The sequence below is a fragment of the Pseudomonas sp. AC247 genome (genome assembly GCF_979258015.1).
The window spans coordinates 4,194,180-4,209,975 of the sequence record NZ_OZ409829.1 but is presented as its reverse complement, the minus strand read 5'-3'; the positions used below and the strand labels follow the sequence as shown (position 1 = coordinate 4,209,975).

Annotated in this window: 18 protein-coding genes and 1 tRNA gene; 9 read left to right on the top strand and 10 right to left on the bottom strand. The window is 58.8% G+C overall.

Features of this window, described 5'->3' with window-relative positions; all coding sequences use genetic code 11:
- Positions 1-5: 5 nt before the first annotated feature.
- The 6 genes from ACZZ0B_RS19075 to ACZZ0B_RS19050 all read left to right on the top strand — a co-directional run bounded on the left by ACZZ0B_RS19075 (position 6) and on the right by ACZZ0B_RS19050 (position 5,040).
- Positions 6-455, top strand: coding sequence for a tellurite resistance TerB family protein (locus ACZZ0B_RS19075; RefSeq protein WP_008083529.1), 450 nt, complete (start codon positions 6-8; stop codon positions 453-455).
- Between the two features lie 44 nt (positions 456-499).
- On the top strand, positions 500-1,501 hold the full coding sequence (locus tag ACZZ0B_RS19070) for a TerC/Alx family metal homeostasis membrane protein (RefSeq protein WP_052635297.1): 1,002 nt from the start codon (positions 500-502) through the stop codon (positions 1,499-1,501).
- A 31-nt stretch (positions 1,502-1,532) separates the two neighbouring features.
- Complete coding sequence (locus ACZZ0B_RS19065) at positions 1,533-2,108, top strand: TerD family protein (protein ID WP_008083532.1); 576 nt, start codon at positions 1,533-1,535, stop codon at positions 2,106-2,108.
- Between the two features lie 27 nt (positions 2,109-2,135).
- Positions 2,136-2,714, top strand: coding sequence for a TerD family protein (locus ACZZ0B_RS19060; protein WP_008083534.1), 579 nt, complete (start codon positions 2,136-2,138; stop codon positions 2,712-2,714).
- Between the two features lie 140 nt (positions 2,715-2,854).
- On the top strand, positions 2,855-3,814 hold the full coding sequence (locus ACZZ0B_RS19055) for a lysozyme inhibitor LprI family protein (protein ID WP_463545985.1): 960 nt from the start codon (positions 2,855-2,857) through the stop codon (positions 3,812-3,814).
- A 47-nt stretch (positions 3,815-3,861) separates the two neighbouring features.
- The gene (locus ACZZ0B_RS19050; protein WP_463545984.1) at positions 3,862-5,040 is read left to right on the top strand and encodes a DUF4236 domain-containing protein; all 1,179 of its coding nucleotides are present in this window, start codon (positions 3,862-3,864) and stop codon (positions 5,038-5,040) included.
- 42 nt (positions 5,041-5,082) lie between these two features.
- On the opposite strand, the gene ACZZ0B_RS19045 is transcribed toward ACZZ0B_RS19050, so the two are convergent.
- The 7 genes from ACZZ0B_RS19045 to ACZZ0B_RS19015 all read right to left on the bottom strand — a co-directional run bounded on the left by ACZZ0B_RS19045 (position 5,083) and on the right by ACZZ0B_RS19015 (position 10,210).
- Positions 5,083-6,339, bottom strand: a complete 1,257-nt coding sequence (locus ACZZ0B_RS19045; RefSeq protein WP_008083540.1) for a VWA domain-containing protein — start codon at positions 6,337-6,339, stop codon at positions 5,083-5,085.
- 99 nt (positions 6,340-6,438) lie between these two features.
- Complete coding sequence (locus tag ACZZ0B_RS19040; protein WP_463545983.1) at positions 6,439-7,167, bottom strand: class I SAM-dependent methyltransferase; 729 nt, start codon at positions 7,165-7,167, stop codon at positions 6,439-6,441.
- A 511-nt stretch (positions 7,168-7,678) separates the two neighbouring features.
- Positions 7,679-7,752 (bottom strand) — tRNA-Gly (locus tag ACZZ0B_RS19035).
- 157 nt (positions 7,753-7,909) lie between these two features.
- Positions 7,910-8,794 carry an alpha/beta fold hydrolase gene (locus tag ACZZ0B_RS19030; protein WP_463545982.1) on the bottom strand — a complete coding sequence of 295 codons (885 nt, stop codon included), beginning with the start codon at positions 8,792-8,794 and terminating at the stop codon, positions 7,910-7,912.
- 317 nt (positions 8,795-9,111) lie between these two features.
- Positions 9,112-9,804, bottom strand: coding sequence for a pseudouridine synthase (locus tag ACZZ0B_RS19025; protein WP_463545981.1), 693 nt, complete (start codon positions 9,802-9,804; stop codon positions 9,112-9,114).
- Between the two features lie 33 nt (positions 9,805-9,837).
- Positions 9,838-10,068: a cysteine-rich CWC family protein gene (locus tag ACZZ0B_RS19020; RefSeq protein WP_008083547.1), complete on the bottom strand. Its 231-nt coding sequence runs from the start codon at positions 10,066-10,068 to the stop codon at positions 9,838-9,840.
- Positions 10,061-10,210 carry a hypothetical protein gene (locus ACZZ0B_RS19015; RefSeq protein WP_463546983.1) on the bottom strand — a complete coding sequence of 50 codons (150 nt, stop codon included), beginning with the start codon at positions 10,208-10,210 and terminating at the stop codon, positions 10,061-10,063. The genes ACZZ0B_RS19020 and ACZZ0B_RS19015 overlap by 8 nt, the downstream gene beginning before the upstream one ends.
- A gap of 125 nt (positions 10,211-10,335) precedes the next feature.
- Between ACZZ0B_RS19015 and ACZZ0B_RS19010 the strand changes: the two genes are divergently transcribed.
- Positions 10,336-10,587 carry a hypothetical protein gene (locus tag ACZZ0B_RS19010; protein ID WP_008083549.1) on the top strand — a complete coding sequence of 84 codons (252 nt, stop codon included), beginning with the start codon at positions 10,336-10,338 and terminating at the stop codon, positions 10,585-10,587.
- A 181-nt stretch (positions 10,588-10,768) separates the two neighbouring features.
- Positions 10,769-11,176 (top strand): hypothetical protein, encoded by a 408-nt coding sequence (locus ACZZ0B_RS19005; protein ID WP_440096333.1) that lies wholly within the window; start codon positions 10,769-10,771, stop codon positions 11,174-11,176.
- A 54-nt stretch (positions 11,177-11,230) separates the two neighbouring features.
- Here ACZZ0B_RS19005 and ACZZ0B_RS19000 read toward each other — a convergent pair whose 3' ends face one another.
- The gene (locus ACZZ0B_RS19000; RefSeq protein ID WP_463545980.1) at positions 11,231-12,343 is read right to left on the bottom strand and encodes an enoyl-CoA hydratase/isomerase family protein; all 1,113 of its coding nucleotides are present in this window, start codon (positions 12,341-12,343) and stop codon (positions 11,231-11,233) included.
- A gap of 132 nt (positions 12,344-12,475) precedes the next feature.
- On the opposite strand from ACZZ0B_RS19000, the gene ung reads away from it, so the two are divergent.
- The gene (gene ung, locus ACZZ0B_RS18995) at positions 12,476-13,168 is read left to right on the top strand and encodes a uracil-DNA glycosylase (RefSeq protein WP_008083553.1); all 693 of its coding nucleotides are present in this window, start codon (positions 12,476-12,478) and stop codon (positions 13,166-13,168) included.
- Positions 13,169-13,253: 85 nt separating this feature from the next.
- Here ung and ACZZ0B_RS18990 read toward each other — a convergent pair whose 3' ends face one another.
- Both ACZZ0B_RS18990 and ACZZ0B_RS18985 read right to left on the bottom strand, forming a co-directional pair.
- Positions 13,254-14,288 carry an AbrB family transcriptional regulator gene (locus tag ACZZ0B_RS18990; protein ID WP_463545979.1) on the bottom strand — a complete coding sequence of 345 codons (1,035 nt, stop codon included), beginning with the start codon at positions 14,286-14,288 and terminating at the stop codon, positions 13,254-13,256.
- A complete protein-coding gene (locus ACZZ0B_RS18985; protein ID WP_053118038.1) occupies positions 14,281-15,795 on the bottom strand; it encodes a tripartite tricarboxylate transporter permease in 1,515 nt (504 codons plus the stop codon). Before ACZZ0B_RS18985 ends, ACZZ0B_RS18990 begins: the two co-directional genes overlap by 8 nt.
- Between the last annotated feature and the right edge of the window lies 1 nt (position 15,796).

Below are 15,796 nucleotides of genomic sequence, written 5' to 3'. Positions count from 1 at the left end.
TCAAAATGTTTGCATGGCTTAAAGAAAACGCGGCAATAGCCCGGGACAAACTGACCAGCGAGGTCAGCAAGTTCAAAAACCAGAAGTTCATGGATGCCGTGACAGCCGCCTGTGCACTGGTCGCCTCGGCCGACGGTGAGATCTCCTCTGCCGAGAAAACCAAGATGGCCGGGTTCATCAGCAACTCGCCGGAACTGAAAGTGTTCAACATGGCCGACGTCATCAAGTCGTTCAATGGTCACTGCGAAAAGTTCGAGTTCGACTATCAGATTGGTCAGGCGGAAGCGCTGAAGACCATCGGCAAGATCAAGAACGATGCCGGTGCCGGTCGTCTGCTGGTGCGCGTCGCCTGCGCCATCGGTGCGTCGGATGGCAACTTCGACGACAAAGAAAAAGCGGCTTGCCGTCAGATTTGCCTTGAGCTGGGTTTGAGCCCGGCTGATTTCGAACTTTAAGGAGCTGGACCTTGGACAGTCACATTGGATTTCCCCCGCTGACGATGGCGGTGTTCGTCGGGATCGCGGTGGGCGCGCTGCTGCTCGACATGGTCACCCACCGTGGCGACAAACCCATTTCGCTGGCTAAAGCCTCGATCTGGTCGATTTTCTGGATTGCGATCTCGCTGGCGTTTGCAGGCTTCCTGTACTACGAGCACGGGCCTGAGGTCGCGAGCCTGTTCGTCACCGGTTATGCGCTGGAGAAAGTCCTCAGCGTCGACAACCTCTTTGTGTTCATGGCGATTTTCGCCTGGTTCAAAGTGCCGGATGGCATGCGCCACCGCGTTCTGTACTGGGGCATCATCGGTGCGATCGTGTTCCGCGGGATTTTCGTGGCGATCGGTACCGGCCTGCTGGCTTTCGGCCCTTGGGTCGAAATCGTCTTCGCGGTGATCGTCGCCTGGACGGCCGTCATGATGTTGCGCAGCGGCGGTGATGACGAGGAAGAGGAAGACTATTCCAAGCACATGGCCTACCGCTTCGCACAAAAGCTCTTCCCGGTTTGGCCGAAGCTGTATGGCCACAACTTCTTCGTGTCGCGCAAGCAGCTCGAAGTGGAACTGAAAAAGCCTGAAAACCAGGGCATGTCGCTGGCAGCCAAGGGCACCATTTTTGCCACGCCGCTGTTCTTGTGCCTGGTGGTCGCGGAAGTTTCCGACGTGCTGTTCGCGTTCGACTCTGTACCGGCGGTGATCGCCGTGAGCCGTGAGCCGTTGATCGTCTACTCGGCCATGCTCTTCGCGATTCTGGGCCTGCGGACCATGTACTTCGTACTCGAAGCGCTGAAACGCTACCTGGTTCACCTGGAAAAATCGGTGATCGCGCTGTTGTTCTTCATTGCCGTCAAGCTGGGCTTGAATGCAACGGATCACATGTTCCACCACGGCTACACCATTGATGCGAACACCAGTTTGCTGATCGTAATGGTTGTATTGGCGATCGGTGTCGTTGCCAGTCTGATCTTCCCCGGAAAGGAAGAAGACGCACCGGTCGAAAACCAATAAGTAATCGTCTTTACCACAAGGAGTAATACCCATGGCACTGACTCTTCAAAAGGGTGCAAACCTGTCTCTGACCAAAACCGACCCGAGCCTGAGCAAGATTCTGGTAGGCCTGGGCTGGGACCCGCGTGCAACTGACGGCGCCGAGTTTGACCTGGACGCGAGCGCTCTTCTGCTGGGTGCTAACGGCAAGGTTCGCAGCGAAGCCGACTTCATTTTCTACAACCAGCTCAAGAGCCTGGACGGTTCGGTCGAGCACACTGGCGACAACCGCACAGGTGCAGGCGACGGCGACGACGAAGTGATCAAGGTCGACCTGAGCCGTATCCCGGCTGACGTGGACAAGGTTGTGTTCATCGTCACCATCCACGACGCCGAGTCGCGCAAACAGAGCTTTGGCCAGGTCGGTGGTTCTTTCATTCGCGTCGTCAACGACGTGACCAGCGCCGAAGTGGTTCGCTACGACCTGGCTGAAGACGCTTCGACCGAAACGGCGATGGTCTTCGCTGAACTGTACCGCAACAACGGCGAGTGGAAATTCCGCGCCGTGGGTCAGGGTTACGCCGGTGGCCTGCGCGCCCTGGCCAACAACTACGGCATGAACTTCTAAACAACCCCCAGCAAAAGGAATCTGAACATGGCTGTAAGTCTGTCCAAAGGTGGCAACGTTTCGCTGTCCAAAGAAGCTCCTGGCTTGACCGAAGTGATCGTCGGCCTGGGTTGGGATCCGCGTGTTACTGACGGCACCGAGTTCGACCTCGATGCGTCGATTTTCATCGTCGGTGAAAACGGCAAAGTGCTCGACGACAACAGCTTCATTTTCTACAACAACAAAACCTCCGCCGACGGTTCCGTCGAGCACATGGGCGACAACCGCTCGGGCGCTGGCGAAGGTGATGACGAGCAAGCCACCGTCAAACTCAACGGTCTGGCTGCTGCTGTGAAGAAGCTGGTGTTTGCGGTAACCATCCACGACGCCGACGCTCGCAAGCAAAGCTTCGGTCAGGTGTCGAACGCCTACATCCGTGTGGTCAACAAAGCTGACGGCAAGGAACTGGCTCGCTACGACTTGAGCGAAGACGCTTCCACCGAAACCGCGATGATCTTCGGTGAGCTGTATCGCAACGGTGAAGAGTTCAAGTTCAAGGCCATCGGCCAAGGTTTCGCCGGCGGCCTGAAGCCTCTGGCGGAAGCTCACGGTGTGAGCATCGGCTAACCCGAAAGGGTTGAGAAGGCCCCCTCGCGAGGGGGCTTTTTCTTGCCTGTCGTTCGTGCGGCGACAGGAAAAAAGGAAGTGCTCGGCCGGCGCCTGAACGGGTGCGGGCTTGAGCGAACACATTAAAAGGGATTTCGACTATGTCACGTTTGTCTCTCGGCTCAAGCCTCGTGGGTTTGTGGCTGGCGCTGTGTGCTGCCCAGGTATCGGCAGCGAGTTTTGATTGTGCCAAAGCCGTCAGTTTCGCTGAGAAAGCGATCTGCGCGCAGGGTGCCCTGGGTGTGCTCGATGAGCAATTGAACGCCGAATATGTTCGTGCGCTGCAAAACGCCGCTAACCCCAATCAAGTACGTGAGGCGCAGCGACAGTGGTTGCGTCTGCGCGACAACTGCACCACCGGTCAGTGCCTGTCCGCTTCGATGTCGCAGCGGCTGAGTGAGCTGACTCAGCCTGTATCACCACCGGCAAAACCGGTTGCCGTTGCGACGAGCAAACCGCTCGAGCCTTCGACTGCGGTCAGTTCTCAAGCCAGTGCAATGCCTGCGCAACCTTCGGCCGTGGCCAGGCCGGCAGCGCCGGTGCGCAGTGCCGCCGATGATCACCAAGCGGTTCTGAACCTGAAAATCGCGCTGTTTGTCATGGCGGTTTTGCTGTTGATCTGCGTCTGGCTGCACCATCGCGGTTCGATGACGATCTACCAGGATTACACCGATGCGCTGTGGACCAGCCTCATGCCGATCCTCGGCATCGGCACCTATTTTTTTTGCAGTGCCTGGCTGGAAATCCCCAAGGGTTATTCAGCAATTGCCGCCGGGGTACTGGCGTCGATCATGGCCGTGCAGGTAATTGTGCAGACCTACCGCAGCAATGGTTTGTCGCTGTATTTCCTGCTCGCACTGTTCGCAAAAATTGCCTTGCTGACCTTCTACTGCCTGATGATGCTGCTGTTGTTTGCCAGCAACGCCAGCAACAAACGCGATGCCCGGCGCAAGCGTGGTTGGGCGGTGGCGGTGACCACGGCGTTCGTCTTCCTCTCGGGCTGGATGTGCAGGCATCGACAGTTCTCCTCGATCGACGACTACATCGCCGGCAGGACCTGAACGGGTTGCGTTACTGACTTCAGCCAACATTCATGCAAGGAGCGGTCATGGGATTTCGGTTCAGCAAGCGGATCACGTTGGTGCCGGGTGTGCGCCTGAATATCAGCGGCTCAGGTGTAAGCACGTCGATCGGTCCGCGCGGATTGAGCATGACCCTGGGGCGCAACGGCACCTTCCTCAATGCGGGGATTCCCGGAACGGGCCTGTCTTATCGTGAGCGCATCGACCGTCCTTCGCGAAAGCGTCCCGTTGCGACGGGGCATACCGGCCCGGTGAAGATCAAAGTCAGCGACGAGGGCACGCTGCTGATCACTGATATCGATGATCAGCCGCTGTCGGCCGCCATCGTCAAACGGGTGAAAAGCGAAATGGTGGACGACATTCAGCGCTTGCTGGAGAAAGCCGCGCAGACCATCAATCGAGATCTTGACGATTGCCTTGGGGTGCATTTGCTGACACCGCGCCCAGGATCGCTGCCGGCGATTCCCGCGCCTTTTGCCATTGAGCCTCCGACGATGCCTGTGCAACTGACGCCAGGCCTTGTTGATCGGATGCTGCTGCGCGCGGCAAAGATCGTTCGGCAGGCCGAAGCGCAATTGGCCGCCTACGGCCAGCAGCTCGCCGAATGGCAGGCGACTCGCGACGCTCATGAGTTCGAGCGGGCCGAGATCGAGAAGGCGTTCCGTCTATCGGCCAAAGGTTTCAGTGCGCAGATGGAGAGGGCGCTCAACTACGTGCTGAGCGGTATTGCCTGGCCCAAGGAAACCCGGGTGACCTACGAGTTTTCCCAGGATGTGTGTGGGATTGCCTTGGATGTCGATTTACCCGATGAAGACGATGTACCCCGGCGCACCGCGCAAGCCACGGGCAACGGCAAACTTACCTTCAAAAAACGCACGGATGCTCAGGTACGTCGCGACTTTGTCGCACTGTGCTACGGCTCGTTGTTTCGCGTGGCGGGTGAGGTATTTGCGTTGTTGCCGGGTATCGGCAAGGTGTTGGTGTCGGGCTACATCCAGCGGGATGATGCAGCCAGCGGCAGGATCGCTGAGCACTACGTCATCTCGGCGCTGATTTCGCGAGATCAATGGAACGCGCTGAACTTCGATCGCTTGAGCGAGATTGATCCGATCGCGGCACTCGACGCGTGCGGGGCGCGGGTCAAACTGGATCGCTCGGCGCGGTTTGCGGAGATCACGCCGCTGCAAATGTCCGATCTGGACTGAAGAGACTCCCGCGCAAGCCTCAAGGCCTGCGCGGGCTGGCCATCAGCGAATAATGCCCTTGGCTTTTGCGTCCTTCAGCCAGATCGGAAACTCGGCCATCAACAGGTCGTAGAGCTGTTCTTCCGAGATGTCGTGCAAGTCATCCAGCGCGAAGAAACCGCAGTTGTCGACCACGCGCCCGGGCAGGGTGTCGAGCTTTTCCAGAATCCCGTAACCCTTGCCGCCGAGCCCGACAAATTGCCAGAAGATCGGCAGATTGGCGGCGTCGACCATCAGGCGGGTGATCTTGCGGCTTTCCGACACGCCACCGTCACTGATGAACAGGACATACATGGGCGTGCCGTCATCGCTCAGATGAAACTGCTCCAGCACTTTTTCGATGACCTTGGGTTCATCGTTGATCCGGCTGCCCAGTTCCCAGTTTCTCCAGCCACGGCTGTCGCTGTCGATGAAGCCCTTGTGGTTGCTCAGCGTCACGGGTGAGAGGCGCAAAGGCTTGGCGCCGAACGCCCAGCAATCGAGCTCGCCGTCCTCATCGAACGACACTGCCAGCGGCAGCAGCCTGTCGACGACTTCCTGTACCCGGCCTTTGGCGTATTGATGGTTCATCGAGCCTGATGCATCGAGCACCAGCACCACGCGCGCCTTGGTCTGCGTGAGGTTGGCTTTTTCCAGGCTGATCTGGGCTTTTTTGGCCAGGCTGACCAAGTGCGGTGCGGCAGCGGCAATCTTTTTCTCGAGGGAAACCTTTGCCGGCGCTGGGGCCGGGGCCGGTGCCGGCGCAGGGCTTTCAGCCACTTCTCCGCCGAAGTGATTGACCAGTGCATCGAGGCCCTGTGCGTAACCTTGCAGGTTCGAGAGCAGGCGCCATTCGCCGTTCTTGCGATAGAGTTCGGCGACCATGATCGCTTTTTCGGCGCTGAAGGTCGCACCGGAAAACGCGCACTGAGCAACCGTCTGACCGGCCGGGTTGGACACGCTGAACTGACTGGCACCGATGGCGCTCATCGCACCGGCGCCATCAATGGAGGCGGTGAACACCAGGCGATCAATGGTGGCCGGCAACTGCGCGAGATTGATCTGAAACCGCCCCTGATCTTCAATCTTGACGCCGGCGCACGGCGTGCTCGGTTGATTGAAAAACACCATGTAGCGATCGTCGGACAGCTTGCCCTGCGCGTCGACGCCGAAGCAGACAAAATCAATGACGTCGCTGGACTGAATCTGCACCGCGAGGGTGAGCGACTGACCCTGGAGAATGTTGGACAGTGGCAGGCGTTGTCCCTGAGTAATCTGCATCTTGCTTCCTTGTTTGATGATGGGTTGCCTCGGCACTTGCCGGGGAGGGCGCCGATCGCCGGCGTATTATCACCCCAAATCCGGTTGAAAGCTTTGCCCTCAGCGCTGCACTGACATCAGCAGCATCATCGGCCGTTCGCGCTCTTCGGCCAGCGCCGGTTGCGCAGCCACTTCGGCGTCGCTTGGGCCCCATTCGTTGACGTGACGAATGTTGAACCCCGCAGCAATCAGCCCATTGAGCAGCGTGCCCATCGTGCGATGCTGCTTGATCACACCTTCGGCCAGCCAGTTCGTCACGCGCTCGCCTTCCTTCTGATAACCGTCCAGCGGCCAGCGCTTGTTACCCTCGCTGTCCATCAACCAACCCGGATTGCGCGGCGCCATGAAGATCGGGTGTTCGATGGAAAAGACAAAGTGCGCGCCCGGTTTCAGCGCCGCGTACAGCTGTGCAAACAGCCCTGGCAGATCCTTGATGTAATGCAGTGCCAACGAGCTGTAAGCCAGGTCGAAATGGCAAGCGGGCAAATCGATCTGTTCAAGGTCGGCACGCTCGTAGCGGATGTTCGCTGCAGTAGTGGTATTGCGTGCCCGTTCCAGCATCTTCTCCGAGACATCCAGGCCCAAGACGTCGGTGGCGCCGTTCTCGCTGGCCCAGCGGCTGAACCAGCCATAACCGCAACCCAGATCGACCACGTGCAAACCGTGCATGGACGGTAACAGCGCCTTTAGCGCCGGCCACTCCGGCGCCGCGTCAAGGCCTCCGATCGAGCGGTTCATTTGGCTGTAGCCCTGGAAGAATGCTGGATCGTCGTAAATGTTTTGCGTCATGGTGAAATGCTCTTTTGATTTCGGTCGTCAGCGGCGCAGTGGCCGCGATTGGAATCCCTCGAAAGTGATGGCGCGTATTCGTCGATGGCCGCGCAGGGGGAGGGTGGTGGTTGATGGGGAAATGCTAGTTGGTTGGGCGGGAGGTGAAAACCGATGGAGTGTTGTGGATCTGTAATGTCGGAAAAATCGCTATGGTTTATCGCCGTGTAAACGTATTCCTGGCGAAGTGTTTAAAGGCGTGCAGTGTTACGTCCTGCCGTGTGCTCCGGATTTTCTGTACCGAGCGCCACATGTAGATCATTCCCTTGAACAGACTCCACTTGTTGTCATTAGAGAACCCGAAGCGTAGAGGGGACTGGCGAATCTGCAATCAACGGAGTGTTTCTGAAAGGTTCCGTACTGCCCAAATGGCAAACATCAAATCCCAGACACAAAAAAACCGGCCATCAAGGCCGGTTTTTTCTGTTCCTGCATCCCCCGTCAAAAAACACAACGTGAGACAAAATCTGAGTGGAGCGGGTAGAGGGAATCGAACCCTCGTCGGAAGCTTGGGAAGCTACTGTTCTACCATTAAACTATACCCGCTCAGAGCGGCTGACTTTGTACCAGACTCGGCCAAGGATTTGAAGTTTTCTTTTGCAAAAGAGTGCTTTGAATCGTTGAAAACGGTCAGTCGCGGGCGAGTGCTGCGGGTAATGATCGAAAAGCTCAACCCCACAGACTCGCTCGCGAAGACACTCTTTCAAATGGCCAATGCATGTTGATCCTGAACAAACGAGTAACGCGTTCGGCTGGTCTGCTGCGCCGGTTTCAGGAACCCGAGCAAGGCATTCTGGCTATCGCGGCACGCGGCCTTGTGCTCCATGTCGAGAAAGTGCCCCGTCGCTTGCAGGGTGGTGAACGTGCTCTGCGCCACATGGTTGCCGAACAGCCGTGCATCGGCGGCGGCGGTGTACTCGTCCCATTCGCCATTAAGAAACAGCACCGGCACGTTGATCTTCTTCGCCGCATTCAAATAGCACTGACGATCGCTGTGCAGCACGTCGCTGATGTGGAAATGCATCTGCCCGTATTCGTGCTCGGCCAGGCTGCTGACGTGACGATAGTTGAAGCGCTTGAACAGTGACGGCAGGTGTTTGCCGATGGTGTTGTTGACCAGGTGGCCGACGCGGTCGCCGTCCCGCTGGCCGAGGTAGTCGACGCCGCGTTCGAGGTAATCGAGCATGTGTGCGTTGATCACCGGCGAGAACGAGCTGATCACGGCCCGTTCGATGCGCCGTGGCTGGTGGGCGAGGGCGACCAGCGTCGCGGCACCGCCCCAGGAAAACGACAGCACGTGCTCGGCAGCGAAGTGGTCGATCAGCTCCAGCAGAATCTGCCCTTCGACGTCCTTGGTCAGGTGTTTCTCGTGGCGGTTGTGCGCTTTTGATCGGCCCGCGTAAGGCTGGTCATAGCAAACCACGTTGAATTGCGGGTGCAGGTTTTTCACAGTCTGTGCAAACGACGCAGTCGTGGCCATCGAGCCGTTGACCAGGATGATGGTCTTTTCTGCGGCGTCTGCGCGATAGAACTCCGTGTAAACCCGATACTGACCCTGTATATCCAGCACAGCGATTTCTGGCCTCATGTCATAAGACTCCTGGCAAGCAAGCGGGTATGCGCGCAAATAGAGATTGCACGAGCTTTGTGACAGGTAGGCATACGCCTGGAATTTGCTTGGCCCATGTCGATCCGTTACGGCAGGTCGACGGGTATTATTATTGGCGGGCAGTCTGCCGGCTGAGGCGGAGCCTTGAAGGCTCTCTACCGGCAAAAAGTTTCTTAGAGGTATGTTGTGACTCATCGGTCACAATCTGGCCGACGTCCTGATTCAAGCAGGGGAGTCGGGATCGCGCAAGTGCCGCTGGTAAATTGTTCGACAACTTCTGCTGAGCGGTCGCCGGCTTAGAACAAATGGATCTCTTCGGTGCGCAAAGCGCGGTACTCGCCCGGTTTTAGCGCGTTATCGAGCAACAGCGGGCCCATCGATTCGCGGTGCAGGCGCAGCACTTTGTTGTTGAAGTAACCAAACATGCGCTTCACCTGATGGTAACGACCTTCGACGATGCTCAACCGCGCCGAGCGGGGGCCTATCAGCTCCAGCTGCGCCGGTTGCGTGGTCAAATCCTCGAACGCGAAGTAGATCCCTTCCGCAAAGGTGATCGCATATTGCGCGCCAATTTCCTGCTCGGTCTCGACGTAATAGACCTTCGGCAATTTGGTCTGCGGCTGGGTCAGGCGTCGCGACCACGCGCCATCGTTGGTGATCAGCATCAGGCCCGTCGTGTTGAAGTCCAGGCGCCCGGCGATGTGCAGGTCGTCCTTGTCCGGTTCATCGATCAGGTCGAGCACGGTTGGATGCTGCGGATCGCGGGTGGCGCTGACGCAGCCCGGTGGCTTGTGCAGCATGAAGTAGCGCGCGGGTTTGCCGGCTTGCAGGACTTCGTTATCGACTTCGACGCGGCTGAATTCCAGCACTTCGCTGTGCGGATCGCTGACGACTTTTCCGTCAATCCGCACGCGCTTTTCCACCAGCAACAAGCGAACCTGCTGACGGTTGTAGCGGGGCAGGTTGCTGAGGAAACGGTCGACGCGCATGTTCAGGGTTCAGTGATAGAAGGGGCGCGCATCTTACGGGATCAAGCGCTTCGCCGCTTGCAGTTGCGCCTCGACCTGCGCGCAACGCGGGCACAGGCAGGATTGGTTGCGTAATTCTGGCGGCAGGGCTTCGAGTACGGCGGGGTCGATAGTCACACCATAGCACCAGCATTCGCGGTCAGCGGTGCGCGGATCGGCCAGGCTGCAGTCGTTACGGGCGCCGCAGGCCGGGCAATGGTCAGGTTTAATGTCGGAATCAGGCATAAGTCGAGTAAGGCATTTCCACGCGGTTGCGGTTGCGGCCGGTTTGGCTGGCTCGGTACATCGCATGATCGGCCCGCGACAGCTGGCTGCGCAAGGTGTCATCGAACGAGGCGGCAGCCCGATGGCCAGTAATGACTGCCATATCTGCAGCGCGGAGCGCCGCTGATCTGATGCCTGTCGGGACTGGGCACTTGATCAATCCGCCTCAGTCAAAAGTGTGTCGGCTGCTCTGTTCCGTTGCGGCCGTGGGTCTTTCAGGAGGCCGCCATGCGTATTCAGAAGATGTTGCTCGGTGCCGTTCTGGTGTTCGGTTTGTCCGGTTGTTACTACTACGCCGGTCCCTACGATGCTTACCCTGCTACCTACTACTCTCCCGGCTATTACTCGCCTTATTACTACGGTGGTTATTACGGCCCTCGTTACTACGGCGGCGCCCGCTATTACTACGGCGGTTACGGTTATCGCGGCGGTTACGGACGGGGTTATCACGGCGGCGGATATCATGGAGGGCACCATTAATCAGTGCCTGAATGACGGCGACCGACGTATGAACAAGGTTTCATAAATCACTTGTTTCAACTTGTTGCAGGAACGCACCAGATTCGGAAAACGCTGTCAGATCTTTCGTCAGTCCCAGAATAAATGACTGACGCCTGCCAGCGTCGCTGGTGTGGCTGACTCGCGGTCCAAGGAGGCCGCCATGTATAGACGAATCCTACTGCTTGCTGCGTTGATGTTTTCCGTTGCCGGTTGCGTCCCTTACTCTTACGCGGACTCGTATTACAGTTCCGAGGTCTACACCTCACCCGCACCGGCTTACTACAACACGGGCGGCAATTATTACAGCGGTGGCGGCACGTATTACGCGCAACCACGCTACTACCAGCCAGCGCCGCGGTACTACCAGCAACCGCGCTACTACCAATCGGCGCCGCGTTACTACCAACCGGCACCGCGCTACTACGAGAGCCGTCGCTGGCACGACAACGATCGCGGGCGCTGGGATGGCCACCGTCGCGGCGGTTGGGATAACGATCATCGCGGTCGCGGCAATTACGACCGTCACAGCGGACGTGGTGATCACAACGGACGTGGCAACCGCTGGTAATCACCCGCAAACAGAAAGCGGCGCATTGAGCGCCGCTTTTTTTGTGCCTGGATTTTAATACTGCGTCAGATCCGCCAACGGATGCCGCCCCTCCCAGGCCTTGTGAAAGTGCGCCTCAACCACCGCATCCGGCACGCTGTTGATATCCGGCCAATGCCAGTGCGGCTTCTGATCCTTGTCGATCAAACGCGCGCGAACCCCTTCGCTGAACTCCGGATGCCGGCAACAATTGAGGCTCAGGGTGTATTCCATCTGAAAGACTTCGGCCAGCGACATGTGTCGAGCACGAATAATTTGCTCCCAGACCAGATGCGCCGTCAGCGGTGAGCCTTCGCTCATGGTCTTCGCTGCCCGAGCGATCAGCGGGTCACTGCTGTCGCGTTGCAGGCTGATGGCTTTCCAGGCGCAGGCCACGTCGCTGACGTCGAGCAGTTCGTCGATCTGCTGACGACGCGGCAGCCACTGCGCTTCGGGCATGTGCGCCACGGCTTCCTGTTGCAGCGCTTTGAGCAGACTGTTGAGCTGCCGATCGATCTGTTCCTGCCAATTCAGCTGCAACAGACCTTCGATCAGCTCCGGCTGCTGTTCGTCGAGCAGGAAGCGGTCGGCCAGATCCAGATCGATCGCATCACGGCCATTCATGTGCGCGCCGGTGAGTCCCAGAAACAAGCCGAGCTTGCCCGGCAGTCGCGCAAGAAACCAACTGGCGCCGACGTCGGGATACAGACCAATAGTGATTTCCGGCATCGCTAAACGACTGCTCGGCGTGACGATCCGCGTGCTCGCGCCTTGCAACAGGCCCATGCCGCCACCGAGCACATAGCCATGACCCCAGCAGATCAGCGGTTTTGGATACGTGTGCAGGCTGTAATCCAGACGATATTCCGCGCTGAAAAACTGCGCAGCCAGCGGCGGGACTTCGCCGGGATGAGCGCGGCAGGCTTCGACCAGGCTGCGCACTTCGCCGCCGGCGCAGAACGCCTTGGCACCATTGCCGCGTAACAGTACGCAGACGACTTGGTCATCCTTGGCCCAAGCGTCCAGTTTGTCACTGAGGGCGTTGATCATTGGTAGGGACAGCGCGTTCAGCGACTTTTCAGCATCCAGGCTGGCGATACCGATGCGGGCGCCGTCGGTGCCGGTGAGTTCTTCGAAGTGCAGATTCATCGTGACCTCGATCGGGAATTTGAACGATCAGTATGATCGCTGTGGGGGAAAGTGCCGGATCTGCGTCAGATCAATTGACAAGCGTGGCCGGCTTTCCTAGGGTTCGCCCCATTGTTTTTGCCGGGTATGACCATGACTGCTGACGACCGTATCAAACTCGAACCGAGCTGGAAGGAGGCACTGCGTGCTGAATTCGACCAGCCTTACATGGCAGAGTTGCGCAATTTTCTGCAGCAGGAGCGGGCGGCCGGCAAGGAAATCTATCCGCCGGGGCCAATGATTTTCAATGCGCTGAATTCGACGCCACTGGATAAAGTGAAAGTGGTGATCCTCGGCCAGGACCCGTATCACGGCCCGGGTCAGGCCCATGGCTTGTGCTTCTCGGTGCAACCGGGCGTGCCGGCACCGCCATCGCTGGTCAACATCTATAAAGAGTTGAAACGCGACCTGAACATCGACATTCCTAATCACGGCTACCTGCAGAGCTGGGCCGATCAGGGGGTGTTGATGATCAACACGACGATGACCGTCGAGCGCGCCAACGCCAATGCGCACAAGGACAAGGGCTGGCAGTTTTTCACTGATCGGATCATTGAGTTGGTCAGCGAGCGTCAGCCGCATCTGGTGTTCATGCTCTGGGGCGCGCATGCGCAGAGCAAGCAGAAGCTGATCGATGCGACCAAGCATCTGGTGCTGACGTCGGTGCATCCGTCGCCGCTCTCGGCGTATCGCGGGTTTTTGGGTTGCGGGCACTTTAGCCGCACCAACAAGTTTCTCGAGCAGAATGGAGAGACGCCGATCGAGTGGCGCCTTCCGCCGATTTGAAAAGCATCGCGAGCAGGCTCACTCCTACAGTTGGAATGCGTTCCCCTGTAGGAGTGAGCCTGCTCGCGATGGGGGCGATGCGGTCTTACTCGGGACTACGATTCCAGTACTTGAACAACGGCTCAGCCAAAAACAGCACAAACAACAACCGCATCACCTGCATCGCCGTCACCAGCGGCACCGACAATTGCAGCGTCTCCGCCGTCAGACTCATCTCGGCGATGCCGCCGGGCATCATGCCCAACGTCAGTGAACGCAAATCCAGATGAGTCAAAGCACTCAACCCCAACGCTGCTAGCGTCGCGATCAACATGGTCAACGCCGTGCCGATCAATGTCCGCCCCATAAATGATGGCGCGCGGCGGAAGAACTGCCGGTTGAAGTGACAACCCAAACCACTACCAATCAACCACTGGCCGATCTGACTGCCGCCATTGGGCAAACCAATGTGCAGATCCCAACCAATGCTCACCGCCGCACTCACCAGCAACGGCCCGAACAGCCACGGATTGGGTTGGCGCAAACGCTGCCAGAGCCACGCGAGCAAACCGCCCGCCGGAAACAGAATCGCCAGCCAGCGCCAATCGACACTGCCAGCGTGAGAAATCGGGTTGCCGTCACCGAGCAAATACTTGAACGCCGCCGGCACGCACAGCACCACCACCAGAACACGCAAACTCTGCCCCGCCGCAACGTGACTGAGCATCGCGCCATTGCGCGCGCCGAGGTTGACCATCTCCCCGGACCCACCGGGCATGCTGGAGAAAAACGCCGTGGCGCGATCCTCGCCGGTACGGCGCATCAACCACACGCCGACCACCGCCGACACACTGGTGACCAGCGCGCCGAAGAAGATTAAACCGAAATGACTGAGCACCTGCTCCATCACCACCGGGGTGAAGTGCAGCCCAATGCCGATGCCTACGATCCACTGGCCGCACTTGCGGCCGCCAGGGATTTCCGTGAGTTGCCACGGCGTCAGGCAGCGCACGAGGATGATCGCCAGCAACGAGCCGACCATCCACGGCAGTGGCCAGCCGATCTGGCTGGCAAGGAAACCGCCGAGCAGACCGACCAGCGGGGTTCCCCACCAGGATTTCAGTGAAGCGCGATCAAACATCGGCGATGGCGCGACGCGCGACCGAACGTTTGCGCCAGATACGAATCAGCGGGAAGGCCAGCATCAGCGCAGTCAGCACCCAGACACCAAAGGTGATCGGGCTCGACCAGAGGATTTCCAGCGCACCGTTGGAAATCGACAGCGCACGACGCAGGTTCTGCTCCATCAGACCGCCGAGAATGAAGCCCAGCAATACCGGCGACAACGGGAAGTCGAGCTTGCGCAGGATGTAACCGAAGATGCCGATGCCGACCATCAGGAACAGATCGAACGTGGTCGCGTGCACCGCGTAAACGCCGATCCCGGTGATGATCGCGATCACCGGCACCAGTGCCCAGTTCGGCACGGCAAGGATGCGGGTGAAGATGCGGATCATCGGGATGTTGAGGATCACCAGCATGATGTTGGCGATGAACAACGAGGCGATCAGGCCCCAGACGATGTCCGGTTGTTGCTGGAACAGCAGCGGGCCCGGGGTGATGTTGTACAACGACAGGGCGCCGATCATCACCGCTGTGGTGCCCGAACCTGGCACACCCAGTGTCAGCATCGGCACCAGTGCGCCACAGGCCGAAGCACCGATGGCGGTTTCCGGCGCGGCAAGGCCACGGGCATCACCCTGACCGAATTTGCCGCTGGCACCGGCGATGCGTTTTTCAGTCATGTAGGCCACGGCGCTGGCCAGCGTCGCGCCGGCACCCGGCAATACGCCCATGATGAACCCGAGCAGACCGCAACGAATGTTCACCACGAACACCGACGAGGCTTCCTTGAAGTTGAACATCATCCGCCCGGTGGCTTTCACCGCTTCCTGGCCGCGATGAGTTTTCTCCAGCAGCAACAGGATCTCGCTGACCGAGAACAGGCCGAGTACCAGCACGACAAATTGAATGCCGTCGGTGAGGTGAATGTTGTCGCCGGTAAAGCGATACACGCCGCTGTTGGCGTCGATGCCGACGCTCGACAGGAACAGGCCGATCAACGCGGCGATGAAGGTTTTCAACGGTCGATCCCCGGCCATGCCACCGAGGCAGACAATCGCAAACACCATCAACACGAAGTATTCCGCAGGGCCAAAGGCAATCGCCCATTTCGCCAGCAGCGGGGCGAACAGGACCATGCCGCAAGTGGCGATAAATGCGCCGATAAACGAACTCCACGCCGACAGCGACAGCGCCACACCGGCCAGACCTTTACGGGCCATCGGGTAACCGTCGAGGGTGGTCATCACGGTCGATGCTTCGCCGGGAATGTTCAGCAGGATCGAGCTGATCCGACCGCCGTATTCGCAGCCCAGATACACCGCTGCCAACAGAATCAACGCCGACTCTGGTGGCAAGCCGAGCGCAAATGCGATCGGGATCAGCAGTGCCACGCCATTGATCGGGCCAAGGCCCGGAAGCAGGCCGACGACGGTGCCGATCAACGTACCGGTCAACGCTGTGACCAGGTTGTACGGGCTCAGCGCGACGCCGAAGCCTTGGCCCAAATAACCGAGGGTATCCATA

Bases quoted from the DNA above. Each gene is read 5' to 3' on its own strand.
- ACZZ0B_RS19075 (WP_008083529.1), top strand. From the start codon at position 6: ATGTTTGCATGGCTTAAAGAAAACGCGGCAATAGCCCGGGACAAACTG.
- ACZZ0B_RS19070 (WP_052635297.1), top strand. From the start codon at position 500: ATGGCGGTGTTCGTCGGGATCGCGGTGGGCGCGCTGCTGCTCGACATG.
- ACZZ0B_RS19065 (WP_008083532.1), top strand. From the start codon at position 1,533: ATGGCACTGACTCTTCAAAAGGGTGCAAACCTGTCTCTGACCAAAACC.
- ACZZ0B_RS19060 (WP_008083534.1), top strand. From the start codon at position 2,136: ATGGCTGTAAGTCTGTCCAAAGGTGGCAACGTTTCGCTGTCCAAAGAA.
- ACZZ0B_RS19055 (WP_463545985.1), top strand. From the start codon at position 2,855: ATGTCACGTTTGTCTCTCGGCTCAAGCCTCGTGGGTTTGTGGCTGGCG.
- ACZZ0B_RS19050 (WP_463545984.1), top strand. From the start codon at position 3,862: ATGGGATTTCGGTTCAGCAAGCGGATCACGTTGGTGCCGGGTGTGCGC.
- ACZZ0B_RS19045 (WP_008083540.1), bottom strand. From the start codon at position 6,339: ATGCAGATTACTCAGGGACAACGCCTGCCACTGTCCAACATTCTCCAG.
- ACZZ0B_RS19040 (WP_463545983.1), bottom strand. From the start codon at position 7,167: ATGACGCAAAACATTTACGACGATCCAGCATTCTTCCAGGGCTACAGC.
- ACZZ0B_RS19030 (WP_463545982.1), bottom strand. From the start codon at position 8,794: ATGAGGCCAGAAATCGCTGTGCTGGATATACAGGGTCAGTATCGGGTT.
- ACZZ0B_RS19025 (WP_463545981.1), bottom strand. From the start codon at position 9,804: ATGCGCGTCGACCGTTTCCTCAGCAACCTGCCCCGCTACAACCGTCAG.
- ACZZ0B_RS19020 (WP_008083547.1), bottom strand. From the start codon at position 10,068: ATGCCTGATTCCGACATTAAACCTGACCATTGCCCGGCCTGCGGCGCC.
- ACZZ0B_RS19015 (WP_463546983.1), bottom strand. From the start codon at position 10,210: ATGGCAGTCATTACTGGCCATCGGGCTGCCGCCTCGTTCGATGACACC.
- ACZZ0B_RS19010 (WP_008083549.1), top strand. From the start codon at position 10,336: ATGCGTATTCAGAAGATGTTGCTCGGTGCCGTTCTGGTGTTCGGTTTG.
- ACZZ0B_RS19005 (WP_440096333.1), top strand. From the start codon at position 10,769: ATGTATAGACGAATCCTACTGCTTGCTGCGTTGATGTTTTCCGTTGCC.
- ACZZ0B_RS19000 (WP_463545980.1), bottom strand. From the start codon at position 12,343: ATGAATCTGCACTTCGAAGAACTCACCGGCACCGACGGCGCCCGCATC.
- ung (WP_008083553.1), top strand. From the start codon at position 12,476: ATGACTGCTGACGACCGTATCAAACTCGAACCGAGCTGGAAGGAGGCA.
- ACZZ0B_RS18990 (WP_463545979.1), bottom strand. From the start codon at position 14,288: ATGTTTGATCGCGCTTCACTGAAATCCTGGTGGGGAACCCCGCTGGTC.
- ACZZ0B_RS18985 (WP_053118038.1), bottom strand. From the start codon at position 15,795: ATGGATACCCTCGGTTATTTGGGCCAAGGCTTCGGCGTCGCGCTGAGC.